Here is a 16646-nt window from a genome sequence, read left to right as displayed (position 1 = left end):
TCCCCGCGCCCCCCAAGCCTCTCCCCAACTCTCTGCGCAAGAACCGAGGTATGTCATGAGCACGTTTCACCTCAGCAGACGTTCCGTGCTGGCCGGGACCGCTGCCGCCGCCGCGGTCGTCTCCCTTCCGATGGCCCAGGGGCGTGCGCAGGCCGCCGCTCCGGCGGGGACCGCGTACCGCTGGCGCAACGTGGTCCAGGGTGGCACCGGATTCATCACCGGCGTGCTGTTCCACCCCTCCGTACGCGGGCTCGCCTACCTGCGTACCGACATCGGCGGCGCCTACCGCTGGGACGACCGCACCGACCGGTGGATCCCGCTGACCGACCACCTCGGCTGGGACGACTGGAACCTGCTCGGCGTGGAGGCCATGGCCGTCGACCCGGCGCATCCGAACCGGGTGTACCTCGCCCTCGGCACCTACGCGCAGTCCTGGGCCGGCAACGGGGCCGTGCTGCGGTCGGAGGATCGCGGCTCCTCCTGGAAGCGCACCGACCTCACCGTCAAGCTCGGGGCCAACGAGGACGGGCGGGGCTGTGGGGAGCGGCTGCTCGTCGATCCGCGGGACAGCGACACGCTGTGGCTCGGCACCCGGCACGACGGACTGCTCAAGTCGACCGACCGGGGCGCGACGTTCAAGGCCGTGAGCTTCCCGGCCACGCCGAGCGCCACGGGCCAGGGCGTCACGCTCCTGGTCGCCGCGGGCCGCAGCGTCTACGCCGGCTGGGGCGACTCCGACGGCACCGCGGGGCAGCCCAGCCTGTACCGCACCTCCGACGGCACGACCTGGGAACCCGTCCCTGGGCAGCCCACCGGCACCGCCGCCAAGGTGCCGATCCGCGCCGCCTACGACAAGCACACACGCGAGCTGTACGTGACGTACGCCAACGTCCCCGGACCGAACGGCCAGTCCGACGGCAGCGTGCACAAGCTGCGGACGACCAACGGGAAGTGGACCGAGGTCACGCCCGTGAAGCCCGGCGGGGCGACGAGCGACGGCGGGACCGACTCCTTCGGCTATGGCGGCTGCGCCGTCGACGCCCGCCGCCCGGGCACCGTCGTCGTCTCCACCAACAACCGCTGGTCGCTGATCGACACCCTGTACCGGACCACCGACGGCGGCCGCACCTGGACCTCCCTGAAAGACAGGGCCGTCCTCGACGTCACCGAGACGCCGTACCTGAACTGGGGCGGCGACAAGCCCAAGTTCGGCTGGTGGATCCAGGCCGTCGGGCTCGACCCGTACGACTCCCGGCACGTCGTCTACGGCACGGGCGCCACCCTCTACGGCACCCGCGACCTCAAGCACTGGGCCCCGCAGATCCGCGGTGTGGAGGAGGCGTCCATCCGCCAGCTGGTCTCGCCCCCGACCGGGCAGGCGCACCTGCTCAGCGGGTCCGGTGACATCGGCGTGATGTACCACGAGCGGCTCACCGCCTCCCCGTCGCGCGGCATGGCGTCGAACCCGGTGTTCGGTACGGCCACGGGCCTCTCGCTGGCCGCGGCCAAGCCGTCGTACGTGGTCCGGGCCGGCTGGGGCGACCACGGCAACGGCGCCTTCTCGAACGACGGCGGCAAGACCTGGACCCCCTTCAAGGCCCAGCCAGACGTGGCCAAGTCCGCGCCCGGCCCGATCGCCACCAACGCCGACGGCAGCGTGCTGCTCTGGTCCTTCGGCACGGCCAACCCGGGCTACCGCTCGGCGGACAACGGCGCCTCCTGGTCCGAGGTCGCCTCCTTCCCGAAGGGCGCCGCCCCGGTCCCGGACCCCGTCGCCCCGGCCCGCTTCTACGCCTTCGACACCACGACCGGCACGCTGTTCGCCAGCACCGACAGCGGCAAGACCTTCACGGCGCGCGCCACCGGCCTGGCCTCGGGCGACAGCGAGTTCCAGCTGACGGCTGCCCCGGGCCGCACCGGCGACCTGTGGCTCAGCCTCAAGGGCAACGGGCTGTACCGCTCGACCGACGGGGGCGCGACCTTCGCCGAGGTCAGCAGCTGCCACGCCTCACACACCCTGGGCTTCGGCAAGGCCGCCAGGGGCGCTTCCTACCCGGCGATCTACATGGTCGGCTCCACGGAGACCATCACCGCCGTCTACCGCTCCGACGACGAGGCGAAGACCTGGAGGCGGATCAACGACGAGAAGCACCAGTGGGGCTGGATCGGCGCGGCCATCACCGGCGACCCGCGCGTCTACGGCCGTGTGTACATCGCCACCAACGGACGCGGCGTGCAGTACGGGGAGCCCGTCTGATGCCGGAGCGAAAAGGGCCTGCCCTGAGCGACGCCACCCGGGGCCGTCTCCTCTTCGGCGGCGACTACAACCCGGAGCAGTGGCCGAGGGAGACCTGGCACGAGGACGTCCGGCTGATGAAGGACGCCGGCGTCAACTCCGTCACCCTCGGGGTGTTCTCGTGGTCGACGCTGGAACCGGAGCCCGGCGCGCGGGAGTTCGGCTGGCTGGACACGCTGATGGACCTGATGCACGAGAACGGCATCGGGGTCGTCCTCGCCACCCCCACCGCCTCGCCCCCGCCCTGGATGGGCCGGCTGCACCCCGACACCCTGCCCGTCACCGAGGACGGCCGCACCGAGTGGTGGGGCGGCCGCCAGCACTTCTCGCACTCCAGCGCCACCTACCGGCGCTACGCCGCCGCCATCACCGAGGACCTGGCCGCCCGCTACGGCGGCCACCCGGCCCTGACGATGTGGCACATCAACAACGAGTACTGCACCTTCGACTACGGCGACGAGGCCGCAGTCGCCTTCCGCCGCTGGCTGCGCACGAAGTACGGCACCCTCGACGCCCTCAACGAGGCCTGGGGCACCGCCTTCTGGAGCCAGGGCTACGACACCTGGGACGGCATCCTGCCGCCCCGCCTGCCGCACTACATGCGCAACCCCGGCCAGGTTCTGGACTTCCGGCGCTTCACCTCCGACATGCTCCTGGAGTGTTACACCGCCGAGCGGGACATCGTCCGGCGTCACACCCCGCACATCCCGGTGACCAGCAACTTCATGCCGCTCTGGATCGGGCAGGACGCGTGGCGCTGGGCGGCGGAGGAGGACGTCGTCTCCGTCGACATCTACCCGGACCCGCGGGACCCGCTCGGCGCCCAGAACGGCGCGCTCGTGCAGGACATGACCCGCTCCCAGGCACGCGGGCCCTGGATGCTCATGGAGCAGGCGGCCGGACCGGTCAACTGGCGGGGCGTGAATCACCCCAAGCCGCGCGGCCTCAACCGGCTGTGGTCCCTCCAGGCCGTGGCCCGGGGCGCCGACGCCGTCTGCTTCTTCCAGTGGCGGCAGTCCCGGCAGGGCGCGGAGAAGTTCCACTCCGGCATGGTCAGCCACGCGGGGGAGGAAGGCCGTACGTACCAGGAGGTCAAGCAGCTCGGCGCGGACCTGGCCAGGATCGCCCCGCAGGTGACCGGCCGGCACCTCACCGCGAACGTCGCCGTCCTGCACGACTGGAACGCCTGGTGGGCCGGGGCTCATGACGGCCGCCTGTCCAGCCGGGTGGAGTACCCGGACGTCCTGCGCGCCTGGCACCGGGCCCTCTGGCAGGCACACCTCACCTGCGACTTCGCCCACCCCGAGCACGATCTGACGCCGTACTCCGTGGTCCTCGTGCCCCAGCTGTACGCGCTCACCGACGCGGCGATCGACAACCTCCTGGCCTACGTCCGCGGCGGCGGCACCCTCGTCTGCGGCTTCCTGACCGGCGTCGCCGACGAGGACGACCGGGTCCGCCCCGGCGGCATGGACGCCCGGCTGCGGGAGCTGTTCGGCATCCGCACGCTGCACGAGTGGTGGCCGCTGGACGCGGACGAGACGGTCGCGTGCGAGGGCTTCCGGGGCACGCAGTGGTCCGAGGAGATCGAGCCCGCCGACCCCGACCACACCACCCCCTACAAGGGCGGCGAACTGGACGGCATGCCCGCCGTACTGCGCAAGGGCCGGGCCTGGTACGTCTCCACGCTCCCGGAACCCGAGGCCCTGCGCGAGCTGCTGACCCGGATCGCGGGCGAGGCGGGCGTCCGGCCGGTGCTCGACGGCCTGCCCGAGCAGGTCGAGGCCGTCCTGAGAGGCGAGGTGCTGTTCGTGCTCAACCACGGCCGCGAGCCGGTGACCGTCGAGGTCCCCGGCACCCACCACGACCTGCTGACGGGGGCGGCCGTCACCGACCGGGTCACCCTCGGCCGCTACGGGGCGGCGGTGCTCCGGCCATGACCGACTCCGCACCCGTCCACGGCACGTGGGAGCCGCACCCGGCCGCTCGCTGGGAGGACGGCTTCCTGAGCGGCAACGGCCACCACGGCGCCCTTGTGTCCGGTGACCCGAACGACGAACGGGTCGTCGTCACCCATCACACCCTGGTACGGCCCAACGGCAGGGACCCCCGGCCCCCGCAGCTCGCCGCCGGCCTCCCCGCCCTCCAGGACCGCCTCCTGGCGGGTGACACGACCGCGGCCGAGACCTTCACGGACGGCAGGCCGCTCCAGTGGGTGCAGCCCTTCCACCCCGCCTTCCAGATTCGGCTGCGCCGGCCGCCGGACGACTGCCCCGGCTACCGGCGCGACGTCGACTTCACCACCGGCGTGGTGAGCACGACCTGTGCCGGCTGGGCCGGCCGCGTCTTCGTCTCCCGCGCCGACGACGTGCTCGTCCAGCAGGTCAGCGGTCCCGGTCTCATCCTCGACATCGACCTGGACCACCGGCTGCCCGGCGCCCCCGTCGGACTGGGCGTCGGCCACGGAGCCGTCCTCACCCCCGAGGGCGCCCTGCTGAGCCTGCGCGCCCGCTACCCGGACAGCGACCTGGCCTGCACCGGCGTCACCCTGCTCACCGTCACCGGCGGCACGACCACCCTCACGCCACCCGGCGTGCACATCGAGGGAGCCCGGTCCGTGCTTCTCCTCACCCGGGTGCACCGGCACACCGGCGAACTGGACGTGGTCGAGGAGGGGCGTGCCCTGCGCGACCTGCCCACCGGGTACGACGAGCTCCTCGACCGCCATGCCGCCCTGCACCGCACCGCCTACGAGCGCGTCACCCTCGACCTGGCCGCCGACCCCGCCGAACGGGCGCTGCCGGGCTCCGAGTTGCTGAAGCGGCCCCGCAGCGCGGCCCTGCTGGAGCGCCTGTTCGCGGCCGGCCGCTACCACCTGCTGTCCGCCAGCGGCCTCTTCCCGCCCCGCCTGACCGGACTGTGGACCGGCGACTGGAACACGGCCTGGTCGGGCGCGTTCACCAACGACGCCAACCTCAACCTCCAGACCGCCTCGGCCGCTGCCGCCGCCCTCCCCGAGGTCACGGAGGCCCATGCGAACCTGATCCACCGCCAGCTGCCCGACTGGCGCGACAACGCCCGCGCGGTCTTCGGCACCCGGGGCGCTGTCGCCCCCGCCCACACCGACGGCGAGTCCGGCCACTCGTACCACTTCAGCCGCGAGTACCCGCTGCACCTGTGGACCGCCGGCGCCGACTGGCTGCTCAAACCGCTCGTCGACCACGACGAGACCCACGGCACCCGCGATCCGCGCACCGCCGCCGCGCTCGCCGAAGTCGCCGTGTTCTACGAGGACTTCCTCACCCGCACGGACGAGGACGGCCGGCTCGTCGTCGTCCCCTCCTACTCGCCGGAGAACCGGCCCGCAGGCGCGAGCTGGGGCACCCTCAACGCGGCGATGGACCTCTCCGCGGCCCGCCACGCCCTGCTGACGGCCGCCGCCTACCACCCGGGCCCCGACGCCGACCGCTGGCGCGCCCTCGCCGACCGGCTCCCCCCGCACCGGATCAACGCCGACGGAGCCCTGGCCGAATGGGCCTGGCCGGGCCTTGCGGACTCCTACGACCACCGCCACCTCAGCCACCTCTACGGCGTCTGGCCGCTCGACGAGATCACCCCCTACGACACCCCCGAACTCGCGGCCGCCGCGCACCGCGCCCTGGAACTGCGCGGCGCCGAGAACGACTCCGCGCACGGACACCTGCACCACGCGCTCATCGCGGCCCGGCTCAGGGACGGCGACCGCGTCGCCCACGCCCTCGGCCAGGTCCTGGACGGCGACTTCTTCCACGCGTCCCTGATGAGCGCCCACTACCCGAACCGGAACGTCTACAACGCCGACGCCGCGCACACCCTGCCCGCCGTGCTGATCGAGATGCTCGTGCAGTCGACCCCCGACCGGCTGGTGCTGCTGCCCGCGCTGCCGGCGGCGTACCCCGATGGCGCCCTGCGCGGGGTGCGCACCCGGTTCGGGGCGGAGCTCGACCTCACCTGGACACGGGACGGCGCCACCGCCGTCATCCGGCCCGGCCGCACCCAACGCGTCGAACTGCGGACTTCCTCCGGCGCAGAATCCCTCCACCTGGTCGCCGGAGAAGACCACGTCCTCACCCTGAGGGCGTGGTAGTTCCCCCCATCCCCCCACCCCATGGAAGGGACACCATGGCATCACGCACGCTGACCAGGGTCACCAAGGCCCTGCTGGCTCCCGCCCTGGCGCTCGGCGCCACCGTCGGCCTCGCCTCCGCCCCCGCCTCGGCCGCCGTCTGGAACTCCTGCGACCAGTGGGGCCAGACCAACCTGAACGGCTACACGCTCTACAACAACATCTGGGGCGGCGGCGCCGGCAGCCAGTGCATCTGGGCCAACTCCGGTACCAACTGGGGTGTCTGGGCCAACCATCCCAACACCGGCGGCATCAAGTCCTACCCGAACCAGACCAAGGCGATCAACAAGTCGATCACCTCGCTGGGCTCGCTGTCCAGCAGCTACAACGTCAGTGTCCCGTCCTCCGGCGCGTACAACACCTCGTACGACATCTGGGACACGGACCACGACTACGAGATCATGCTCTGGGTCAACAAGACCGGCCCCGTCGGCCCGATCGGAACCTCGCAGGGCAGCGTCAGTCTCGGCGGCCACTCCTGGAACGTCTTCAAGGGCACCAACGGCTCCAACGAGGTGTTCTCGTTCATCCGCACCTCCAACTCCAGCTCCGGCACCGTGAACATCCTGCCGATCCTGAAGTGGATCAAGGACACCAAGCGCTGGATGGGCAACGAGACCATCGGTGACGTCCAGTTCGGCTACGAGGTCACCTCGTCGTCCGGCGGGCTGAACTTCACCACCAACAACCTGACGGTCAGCAGCAGCTGATCCGTGGCGAGGGCCGGGGCCGGCCGTGCCGTTCAGGCGCGGTCGACCTCGGCCCGCAGCGCGTTGTACTCGGCGAACGCCGACTCGACGTCGGCGCGGCTCAGACCGTAGCGGGACAGGTCGTAGGTGTGTTTGCGGGTGCCCTTGGGGCGGGCGACGGCCGCCGGGAGACGGGCCGCGTCGGATTCGGTCCAGGGGGCGCCGACGGCCGCGTAGAGCTTCGGGGCGCCGGTTGAGGGTTCGGAGCCGAGCCAGGAGTACGGGGCGTCCACCAACTGCTCCGCGGGGATCGCGGCCCGGGCCGCGAGACCGCGCGTCATGGCGCGGCTGAGCAGGCCGAGCCAGGTGGCGCCGATGCCGGGCAGGTCGAGCGGGCGGGTGCTGACGGCCATGCCGTGCTCGATCAGCGAGCAGAACGACGCCACGACGGTGACCGGGTCGCGGTGGCACCACACGATCGTGGCGTCGGGGAACACCCTGCGCAGTGCGTCCAGGTTTTCCAGGTGCATGGGGGACTTCAGCACCCAGCGCCGCCGCGGACGGCCGTACTGGAGCACCTGGTAGACCTGCTTGAGGTACCGGTAGTCGGCGACGAAGTCCCGCTCGCAGTGCCAGTCCAGGTACTCCGGGATCCGGGCCTGGGAGAACGGCATCAGGGCGTGCGGCAGCGCGAACGTGCACTCTTCGGGGCCCTCGGCGGCCATCGCGTGGATGTCGCGGAAACGCGGCGCGAAGAGGTCCGTGCCCTGCACCAGCCGGCGTCCGGCCGTGATCGCCCTGCGGCGCTGCCGGGGCGGCAGCTCCAGGTCGGGCCCGAGCAGTTCCCACAGCAGGGGGCACCGGTGCTCGTCCGAGATCGACAGCACCGAGTGCGTGACCGTGGTGGCGGTGCGCGGCAGCCCCACGACGAACACCGGCTTCTCGATCGGCTCCCGCTCGATCTCCGGACGCTCGGCGATCAGCCGCAGGACGCGGGCCCGGTTGGTGAGGTGCCGGCGCACGTGCACCTGCGCCGACTGCCAGCCGACCGGGGTCAGCCGATCCGCCTTCGCCCACCACCCCAGCAGCGACCGGAAGCCGTCGACGAACTCCCGGTCCCCCGGCGCCTCACCGGCCTCCACCACGATGCGGTCGAAGATCCGGTCCGGGGCACGACGGGAGGCGAAGCCCGGCCGCAGCAACAGATTCGCCAGGGTGAGGGCGAGCGGTGACGTGGACACGCAGGGAACTTATCCTCTCGAACCCGCTTGCGGTGGACGAAAGTTGGCCGAACAGGCGGAAGGGGTGGCCGGAAGACCTCCATCGATCCGGCCACCCCTCCAGCCGGCGCGGCTACTCCGCTACGGGCAGCCGCGCCCCGTCCCGCAGAAACAGCGGGATGCGGTCCAGCGGGGCGTCGACCGTCACGGACCGACCGCCCTGGTACGTCTCACCCGTCCACGCGTCCGTCCAGGTGGCCCCCGCCGGGAGGTACGCCGTCCGGGCGGTGGCGCCGGCGGTGAGCACCGGGGCGACCAGCAGGTCCGGGCCGAAGAGGTAGGAGTCGTCGACCGACCAGGTGGCCTGGTCGTCCGGGAACTCCAGGAACAGCGGCCGCATCACCGGCAGGCCCTCCTCGTGCGCCTCCCGCATGACGCGCAGGACATACGGCTTCAGGCGCTCGCGCAGCCGGAGGTACTTCTCCAGGACGGCCCCGGCCTCCTCGCCGTACGACCACACCTCGTTCGGGCCGCCGGTCATCGCGGGGCCCAGCGGCATGCCCGGGTCGCGGAAGCCGTGCAGACGCATCAGCGGGGACAGCGCGCCGAACTGGAACCAGCGGACCATCACCTCCCGGTACGCCGGGTCGTCCGGGTCGCCGCCGTGGAAGCCGCCGATGTCGGTGTTCCACCAGGGGATGCCCGACAGCGCGGTGTTGAGGCCGGCCGCGATCTGGCGGCGCAGGGTCGGGAAGTCGGTGCCGATGTCCCCGGACCACAGGGCGGCGCCGTAGCGCTGACTGCCCGCCCACGCCGAGCGGTTGAGGCTGACGACCTCCTCCTCGCCGGTGGCGACGAGGCCCTCGTAGAACGTGCGGGCGTTCTCGGCCGGGTAGATGTTGCCGACCTCCAGGCCCGGGCCGGCCCAGTAGCGCAGGTTCTCCTGGAAGCCCGGCTTCAGCTCCGGCTCGCAGGCGTCCAGCCAGAACGCCGTGATGCCGTACGGGTCGAGGTAGTTCTCCTTCACCTTCGACCACACGAACTCCCGGGCCTCCGGGTTGGTGGCGTCGTAGAAGGCCACCTGGACCGTGGACGCCACCTCCTTGTCGGGCCAGTCGGCGTGCGCCATCGGGCCGTACTGGGTGCCGATGAACCAGCCGCGCTGCTCCATGACCGGGTGGTTCTCGCTCAGCGGCGACACCGAGGGCCACACGCTCACCACCAGCTTGATGCCGAGCTCCTCCAGCTCGCGCACCATCGCCGCCGGGTCCGGCCACTCCTTCGGGTCGAACTTCCACTCACCGAGGTGCGTCCAGTGGAAGAAGTCGCAGACGATCGCCGAGATGGGCAGCCCCCGCCGCTTGTACTCCCGTGCCACCGCCATGAGCTCGTCCTGGGTGCGGTAGCGCAGCTTGCACTGCCAGAAGCCCGCCGCCCACTCCGGCAGCATCGGCGTCCGGCCGGTCACCGCGCTGTAGCGGCGCTGGGCGGCGGCCGGGTCGCCCGCCGTGATCCAGTAGTCGATCTGCCGGGCCGAGTCGGCGACCCACCGCGTGCCGTTGTGCGCCAGCTCCACACGGCCGATCGCCGGGTTGTTCCACAGCAGGGTGTAGCCGCGGCTGGAGGTCAGTACCGGGATGCCGACCTCGGCGTTGCGCTGCACCAGGTCGAGGACCAGGCCCTTCTGGTCCAGGCGCCCGTGCTGGTGCTGGCCGAGGCCGTACAGCTTCTCGTCGTCGTACGCGGCGAAGCGCTGCTCCAGGCGGTGATGGCCGTTGCCGACGGCCGTGTAGAGGCGGGAGCCGGGCCACCAGAAGTGGGCGCGGTCCTCGGCGAGCAGCTCGGCGGAATCCTCCGTCCGCAGGAAGCGGACCAGGCCCTCGGCGTTCACCTCGACGGTGAGCGTGCCGACGGTCAGCTGCCCGCGGCCCTCCTCGATCTTCACCGTGGACGGCGTCGCGGGGGCCTCGTCGAGGAGCGCGCCCGGGAGCCCTTCGAGCACCGGGCCGCCGAGCCGGGCCCGCACCCGGACCGCGTCCGGACCCCACGGCTCGATCCGTACGGTCTCCTGGCGGCCGCTCCACTCCAGCGCGCCGCCCCGCTCGCGGAACGTGCCGACGGTGGGGGAGGACTGCGCCAGACTCACCTGGGGCTGGGTTTCAGCAGGCTGATTCACGTGGCGGGCTCCTGTGCTCCTGGGGGAGTGCAGACAGAGGTGTGCGGACAGAGGTGCGCGGACATGGGGGTGCCCTGGGAGGAGGGCGGGAGAAGGGTTGGGGTGTGCCTGGGGTGTGCCTTACGGCCGGGTGGGCGCCGGCCCCGTGCTGCCCCGGACCGTCAGCTCGGGCGCGAGCAGCACGACCTCGTCGCTGCCCCGCCCCTCGAACTTGGCGACCAGGTGTTCCACGGCGTGCCGGCCCATCTCCTGCGCGGGGATGGCGACCGACGTGAGCCGCACCGAGGCCTGCGTCGCGACCTGGTCGGGGCAGATCGCGACCACCGACACGTCCTCCGGCACGGCCCGGCCCTGCTGCCGCAGCAGGGCGAGCAGCGGCTCGACCGCCGACTCGTTCTGCACGATGATCCCCGAGGTGTCCGGGCGTTCGTCGAGGATCCGGGCGAGCGTCACCGCCATCGCGTCGTACCCGCCCTCGCACGGCCGGTGCAGCAGCCGCACGCCGAGCTCCCGGGAACGGGACCGGAGCCCGTCGAGGGTGCGCTCGGCGAAACCGGTGTGCCGCTCGTATACCGCCGGGGCCTCGCCGATGACAGCGATGTCCTGGTGCCCCCGCTTCGCCAGGTGCTCCACGCACAGCGCGCCCGTCGCCCGGAAGTCCAGATCGACACAGGTCAGACCGGTGGTGTCGGCGGGCAGCCCGATCAGCACGGACGGCTGGTCCGTCGCGCGCAGCAAGGGCAGCCGCTCGTCGTCGAGTTCGACGTCCATCAGGATCATCCCGTCGGCGAGCCCGCTCCCGGCGACGCGGCGCACCGCGTCCGGGCCCTCCTCACCGGTGAGCAGCAGCACGTCGTACCCGTGCGTCCGGGCAGCGGTCGCCACTGCGATGGCGATCTCCATCATCACGGGCACGTACATGTCCGTGCGCAGCGGGATCATCAGCGCGATGATGTTCGACCTGCTGCTGGCCAGGGCACGGGCCCCGGCGTTCGGGTGGTACCCGAGCTCGCGGATGCTCCGCTCGACCCGCTGCCGGGTGTTCGCGGAGATGGACCGCTTGCCGCTGAGGACATAGCTCACCGTGCTCGCCGAGACTCCGGCGTGCTGGGCGACCTCGGCGAGGGTGACCATCCAGCTCTCCAAGCTTTGTGAAGCGCTTCGACAATGCGCGTTGCTGATATGAGTGGGTGAGGGTGGTTCGACAGTAGCTCCAGCGGGGAGTACGTGTCCATAGGTTGTCGAAGCGCTTCGATACCGAATTCCGGAACGGCGCCGGAGGGGAGGGCCGTTCCCGGGAAGACACCCCGATGCAACACCGTCCTCAGGCCCCCGACAAGTCCGGGAGCGTTCCGCCTCATCGGCTGAACGGATGCGCGAGGACTGGTGGGAGCGTCCGGTTTCGGGTACCAACGATCCAGTAGCACTGATCGGTAACGTACGGTCCTCAACATCCCTATATGCGGCGAGGTGGCCATCATGTCCGCTTCCACCACCCCCTCTTCCCGTCCCGCCGTCACCGAGCGGGAGGCCCGTGAGGTGGCGGAGGCCGCCCGGGAACAGCACTGGCGCAAGCCCAGCTTCGCCAAGGAGCTGTTCCTCGGCCGCTTCCGGCTCGACCTCATCCACCCCCACCCCCTGCCGGCCGACGAGGCGGCCCAGCGCGGCGAGGAGTTCCTCGCCAAGCTCCGCGACTTCGTCGAGACGAAGGTCGACCCGGCCCTCATCGAGCGCGAGGCCCGCATCCCCGACGAGGTGATCGACGGGCTGAAGGACCTCGGCGCCTTCGGCATGAAGATCGACACCAAGTACGGCGGTCTCGGCCTCACGCAGGTGTACTACAACAAAGCGCTCTCCCTGGCCGGCTCCGCCAGCCCCGCGATCGGCGTGCTGCTCTCCGCACACCAGTCGATCGGCGTGCCGCAGCCGCTGAAGCTGTTCGGCACACAGGAACAGAAGGAGCGCTTCCTGCCGCGCTGCGCCCGCACGGACATCAGCGCCTTCCTGCTCACCGAGCCCGACGTCGGCTCCGACCCGGCCCGCCTCGCCACCACCGCCGTGCCCGACGGGGACGACTACGTCCTCGACGGAGTGAAGCTGTGGACCACCAACGGCGTCGTCGCCGACCTGCTGGTCGTCATGGCCCGGGTCCCGAGGAGCGAGGGCCACAAGGGCGGCATCACGGCCTTCGTCGTGGAGACGAACTCGCCGGGCGTCACCGTCGAGAACCGCAACGCCTTCATGGGCCTGCGCGGCATCGAGAACGGCGTCACCCGCTTCCACCAGGTCCGCGTCCCCGCCGCCAACCGCGTAGGCGAGGAGGGCCAGGGCCTGAAGATCGCCCTGACCACGCTCAACACCGGACGGCTCTCCCTGCCCGCCTCCTGTGTCGCGGCCGGCAAGTGGTGCCTGAAGATCGCACGCGAGTGGTCGGCGGCCCGCGAGCAGTGGGGCAAGCCCGTCGCGCACCACGAGGCGGTCGGCTCCAAGATCTCCTTCATCGCGGCCACCACCTTCGCCCTGGAGGCCGTGACGGACCTGGCCTCGCAGATGGCCGACGAGGACCGCAACGACATCCGCATCGAAGGCGCCCTCGCCAAGCTCTACGCCTCCGAGATGGCCTGGACGATGGCCGACGAACTCGTCCAGATCCGCGGCGGCCGCGGATTCGAGACGGCCGAGTCCCTCCGGGCCCGCGGCGAGCGCGGCGTCCCCGCCGAGCAGCTCCTGCGCGACCTGCGGATCAACCGCATCTTCGAGGGCTCGACGGAGATCATGCACCTCCTCATCGCCCGCGAGGCCGTCGACGCCCACCTCTCGGTCGCCGGCGACCTCATCGACCCCGGGAAGTCCCTGGGGGAGAAGGCCCGCGCAGGCGCCAACGCGGGCGTCTTCTACGCCAAGTGGCTGCCCAAGCTGGTCGCCGGCCCCGGCCAGCTCCCGGCCACCTACGGCGAGTTCAAACACGGCGTGGACCTCTCCGGGCACCTGCGCTACGTCGAGCGCACCGCCCGCAAGCTCGCCCGCTCCACCTTCTACGCCATGTCCCGCTGGCAGGGCCGGATGGAGTCCAAGCAGGGCTTCCTCGGCCGGATCGTCGACATCGGCGCCGAGCTGTTCGCCATGAGCGCGGCCTGCGTCCGGGCCGAACTCCTGCGCAGCCAGGGCGACCACGGCCGCGAGGCCTATCAGCTCGCCGACGTCTTCTGCCGCCAGTCCCGCATCCGGATCGAGGAGCTCTTCAACCGGCTGTGGACCAACACCGACGACCTCGACCGCAAGGTCGTCAAGGGCGTCCTGTCGGGCACATACGAGTGGCTGGAGCGCGGCATCGTCGACCCGTCGGGCGAGGGGCCGTGGATCGCGGACGCGACACCGGGCCCGTCCCAGAAGGAGAACGTCCACCGGCCGATCCGCTGACCGGCCACCCCGGGGGCGCGGGCCGGTGTGGCGCGCGCCCCGTCGAGGGGGATGCGCTGTCCTCACACACGATGCTTACGGCAACAATGGAGGAATGAGCGACAGTCCAGCCCCCCTCGCCGATCCACACCTGGTCTACGACCCCGTAGCGGGCGACGGCCCGAAGGACGTGGTGATCCTCGGCTCCACCGGGTCCATCGGCACGCAGGCCATCGACCTCGTGCTGCGCAACCCCGACCGGTTCCGGGTCACCGGCCTGTCCGCCAACGGCGGCCGCGTCGCCCTCCTCGCCGAGCAGGCGTACCGGCTGCGGGCGCGCACGGTCGCGGTCGCCCGCGAGGACGTCGTACCGGCCCTGCGCGAGGCGCTCACCGCGCAGTACGGCACCGGCGAGCCGCTCCCCGAGATCCTCGCCGGCCCGGACGCGGCCACGCAGCTCGCGGCGTCCGACTGCCACACCGTGCTGAACGGCATCACCGGCTCCATCGGACTCGCCCCGACCCTGGCCGCCCTGGAGGCGGGCCGCACCCTCGCGCTCGCCAACAAGGAGTCGCTCATCGTGGGCGGCCCGCTGGTCAAGGCCCTCGCCAAGCCCGGGCAGATCATCCCGGTCGACTCCGAGCACGCCGCCCTCTTCCAGGCCCTGGCCGCCGGCACCCGCGCCGACGTCCGCAAGCTGGTCGTCACCGCCTCCGGCGGCCCCTTCCGCGGCCGGACCAAGGCGGAGCTGGCCCACGTCACCGTCGACGACGCCCTCGCGCACCCCACCTGGGCCATGGGCCCGGTCATCACGATCAACTCCGCGACCCTCGTCAACAAGGGCCTGGAGGTCATCGAGGCACACCTCCTCTACGACATTCCCTTCGACCGCATTGAGGTCGTCGTGCATCCCCAGTCGTATGTCCACTCGATGGTTGAGTTCACGGATGGATCGACACTGGCCCAGGCGACCCCGCCCGACATGCGCGGGCCCATCGCCATCGGCATCGGCTGGCCCGAGCGCGTCCCCGACGCCGCGCCCACCTTCGACTGGAGCCAGGCCTCGACCTGGGAGTTCTTCCCGCTCGACAACGAGGCCTTCCCGTCGGTGAACCTCGCGCGGCACGTCGGCGAGCTCGCGGGCACCGCACCGGCGGTGTTCAATGCGGCCAACGAGGAGTGCGTGGAGGCGTTCCGCCAGGGCGCGCTGCCCTTCAACGGGATCATGGAGACCGTCACCCGGGTCGTCGAGGAACACGGCACCCCGCGTACGGGAACCTCACTCACCGTGTCGGACGTCCTCGAAGCGGAGACCTGGGCGCGGACCCGGGCCCGGGAACTGGCGGCACAGACGGCGGAGGCCCGTGCATGACGACCCTGATGTTCATCCTCGGCATAGGTCTCTTCGTGGTCGGCCTGCTGTTCTCGATCGCGTGGCACGAGCTGGGGCACCTGTCCACCGCCAAGCTGTTCGGTATCCGCGTGCCGCAGTACATGGTCGGTTTCGGCCCGACCGTGTGGTCGCGCAAGAAGGGCGAGACCGAGTACGGGCTCAAGGCCATCCCCTTCGGCGGCTACATCCGCATGATCGGCATGTTCCCGCCCGGCCCCGACGGTCGGCTGGAGGTCCGCTCCACCTCCCCGTGGCGCGGCATGATCGAGGACGCCCGCTCGGCCGCGTACGAGGAGCTCAGGCCCGGCGACGAGAACCGCATGTTCTACACGCGCGCGCCCTGGAAGCGCGTGATCGTGATGTTCGCGGGGCCCTTCATGAACCTGGTCCTGGCCGTGGCGCTGTTCCTCACCATCCTGATGGGCTTCGGCATCACCCAGCAGACCACCACGGTCAGCTCCGTCTCCCAGTGCGTCATCGCGCAGAGCGAGAACCGCGACAAGTGCGAGAAGGGCGACCCGGCCAGCCCGGCCGCCGCCGCGGGCCTCAAGGCGGGCGACAAGATCGTCTCCTTCAACGGCGTCCGGACCGACGACTGGAACAAGCTGTCCGACCTGATCCGCGCCACCCCCGGCAAGGAGGTGCCGATCGTCGTCGACCGCAAGGGCCAGGACGTCACCCTGCAGGCGAAGATCGCCACCAACCAGGTCGCCAAGAAGGACTCCGGCGGACAGATCGTCGAGGGCGAGTACGTCCGGGCCGGCTTCCTCGGCTTCAGCGCCGCCACCGGCGTGGTCAAGCAGGACTTCGGCGAGTCCGTGACCTGGATGGGCGACCGGATCGGCGAGGCCGTCGACTCCCTCGCCGCCCTCCCCGGCAAGATCCCGGCCCTGTGGAACGCGGCCTTCGACGGCGCCCCGCGCGAGGCCGACTCCCCGATGGGCGTGGTCGGCGCGGCCCGCGTCGGCGGCGAGATCTTCACCCTCGACATCCCGCCGACCCAGCAGCTGGCCATGGCCCTCATGCTGGTCGCCGGCTTCAACCTCTCCCTGTTCCTGTTCAACATGCTCCCGCTGCTGCCGCTCGACGGCGGCCACATCGCGGGCGCGCTGTGGGAGTCGTTGCGCCGCAACATCGCCAAGGTGCTGCGCCGGCCGGACCCGGGGCCCTTCGACGTGGCGAAGCTCATGCCGGTCGCCTACGTGGTCGCCGGGATCTTCATCTGCTTCACGATCCTGGTCCTGATCGCGGACGTGGTTAACCCGGTGAGAATCTCCTAGTCATACGGCGTTCGAGGCGGCTCGGCAC

General features: G+C 71.4%; 10 protein-coding genes. 7 read left to right on the top strand and 3 right to left on the bottom strand.

The genetic code is table 11. From position 1 onward, the window contains the following. Positions 1-55: 55 nt before the first annotated feature. From MQE23_RS12895 to MQE23_RS12880, 4 genes are read left to right on the top strand one after another with little or no spacing between them, the layout of a single operon-like run. Entirely contained in the window at positions 56-2257 is a 2202-nt protein-coding gene (locus MQE23_RS12895; RefSeq protein ID WP_243379226.1) for a sialidase family protein, read from the top strand. Further along, the gene (locus MQE23_RS12890; protein ID WP_243379225.1) at positions 2257-4236 is read left to right on the top strand and encodes a beta-galactosidase; all 1980 of its coding nucleotides are present in this window, start codon (positions 2257-2259) and stop codon (positions 4234-4236) included. The genes MQE23_RS12895 and MQE23_RS12890 overlap by 1 nt, the downstream gene beginning before the upstream one ends. Continuing rightward, the gene (locus tag MQE23_RS12885; RefSeq protein ID WP_243379224.1) at positions 4233-6422 is read left to right on the top strand and encodes a glycoside hydrolase N-terminal domain-containing protein; all 2190 of its coding nucleotides are present in this window, start codon (positions 4233-4235) and stop codon (positions 6420-6422) included. The genes MQE23_RS12890 and MQE23_RS12885 overlap by 4 nt, the downstream gene beginning before the upstream one ends. 35 nt (positions 6423-6457) lie before the next feature. Further along, positions 6458-7171, top strand: a complete 714-nt coding sequence (locus tag MQE23_RS12880) for a hypothetical protein (protein WP_243379223.1) — start codon at positions 6458-6460, stop codon at positions 7169-7171. Positions 7172-7203: 32 nt separating this feature from the next. Here the strand turns inward: MQE23_RS12880 and MQE23_RS12875 are convergent, their stop codons facing one another. The 3 genes from MQE23_RS12875 to MQE23_RS12865 all read right to left on the bottom strand — a co-directional run bounded on the left by MQE23_RS12875 (position 7204) and on the right by MQE23_RS12865 (position 11680). Then, a complete protein-coding gene (locus MQE23_RS12875) occupies positions 7204-8391 on the bottom strand; it encodes a sulfotransferase (protein ID WP_243379222.1) in 1188 nt (395 codons plus the stop codon). Positions 8392-8503: 112 nt separating this feature from the next. Further along, positions 8504-10546 (bottom strand): glycoside hydrolase family 31 protein, encoded by a 2043-nt coding sequence (locus MQE23_RS12870; RefSeq protein ID WP_037673328.1) that lies wholly within the window; start codon positions 10544-10546, stop codon positions 8504-8506. A 120-nt stretch (positions 10547-10666) separates the two neighbouring features. Continuing rightward, positions 10667-11680 (bottom strand): LacI family DNA-binding transcriptional regulator, encoded by a 1014-nt coding sequence (locus MQE23_RS12865; protein WP_243379221.1) that lies wholly within the window; start codon positions 11678-11680, stop codon positions 10667-10669. Between the two features lie 345 nt (positions 11681-12025). Between MQE23_RS12865 and MQE23_RS12860 the strand changes: the two genes are divergently transcribed. The 3 genes from MQE23_RS12860 (at position 12026) to MQE23_RS12850 (ending at position 16618) form a co-directional block, all read left to right on the top strand. Next, the gene (locus tag MQE23_RS12860; RefSeq protein ID WP_037673336.1) at positions 12026-13966 is read left to right on the top strand and encodes an acyl-CoA dehydrogenase family protein; all 1941 of its coding nucleotides are present in this window, start codon (positions 12026-12028) and stop codon (positions 13964-13966) included. Positions 13967-14060: 94 nt separating this feature from the next. Beyond that, on the top strand, positions 14061-15317 hold the full coding sequence (gene dxr / locus MQE23_RS12855) for a 1-deoxy-D-xylulose-5-phosphate reductoisomerase (protein WP_243379220.1): 1257 nt from the start codon (positions 14061-14063) through the stop codon (positions 15315-15317). Positions 15318-15325: 8 nt separating this feature from the next. Then, positions 15326-16618: a site-2 protease family protein gene (locus tag MQE23_RS12850; RefSeq protein WP_128092693.1), complete on the top strand. Its 1293-nt coding sequence runs from the start codon at positions 15326-15328 to the stop codon at positions 16616-16618. The last annotated feature ends 28 nt before the right edge of the window (positions 16619-16646 follow it).

The organism is Streptomyces sp. HP-A2021, from assembly GCF_022807935.1.
GTDB classification, from domain to species: Bacteria; Actinomycetota; Actinomycetes; order Streptomycetales; family Streptomycetaceae; genus Streptomyces; species Streptomyces afghaniensis.
Note: the sequence above shows the minus strand (reverse complement) of the source record. Positions and strands in the feature narration are given on the sequence as shown.

Excerpts from the sequence above, each read along its gene's own strand:
- MQE23_RS12895 (WP_243379226.1), top strand. The coding sequence starts at position 56 with ATGAGCACGTTTCACCTCAGCAGACGTTCCGTGCTGGCCGGGACCGCT.
- MQE23_RS12890 (WP_243379225.1), top strand. The coding sequence starts at position 2,257 with ATGCCGGAGCGAAAAGGGCCTGCCCTGAGCGACGCCACCCGGGGCCGT.
- MQE23_RS12885 (WP_243379224.1), top strand. The coding sequence starts at position 4,233 with ATGACCGACTCCGCACCCGTCCACGGCACGTGGGAGCCGCACCCGGCC.
- MQE23_RS12880 (WP_243379223.1), top strand. The coding sequence starts at position 6,458 with ATGGCATCACGCACGCTGACCAGGGTCACCAAGGCCCTGCTGGCTCCC.
- MQE23_RS12865 (WP_243379221.1), bottom strand. The coding sequence starts at position 11,680 with ATGGTCACCCTCGCCGAGGTCGCCCAGCACGCCGGAGTCTCGGCGAGC.
- MQE23_RS12860 (WP_037673336.1), top strand. The coding sequence starts at position 12,026 with ATGTCCGCTTCCACCACCCCCTCTTCCCGTCCCGCCGTCACCGAGCGG.
- dxr (WP_243379220.1), top strand. The coding sequence starts at position 14,061 with ATGAGCGACAGTCCAGCCCCCCTCGCCGATCCACACCTGGTCTACGAC.
- MQE23_RS12850 (WP_128092693.1), top strand. The coding sequence starts at position 15,326 with ATGTTCATCCTCGGCATAGGTCTCTTCGTGGTCGGCCTGCTGTTCTCG.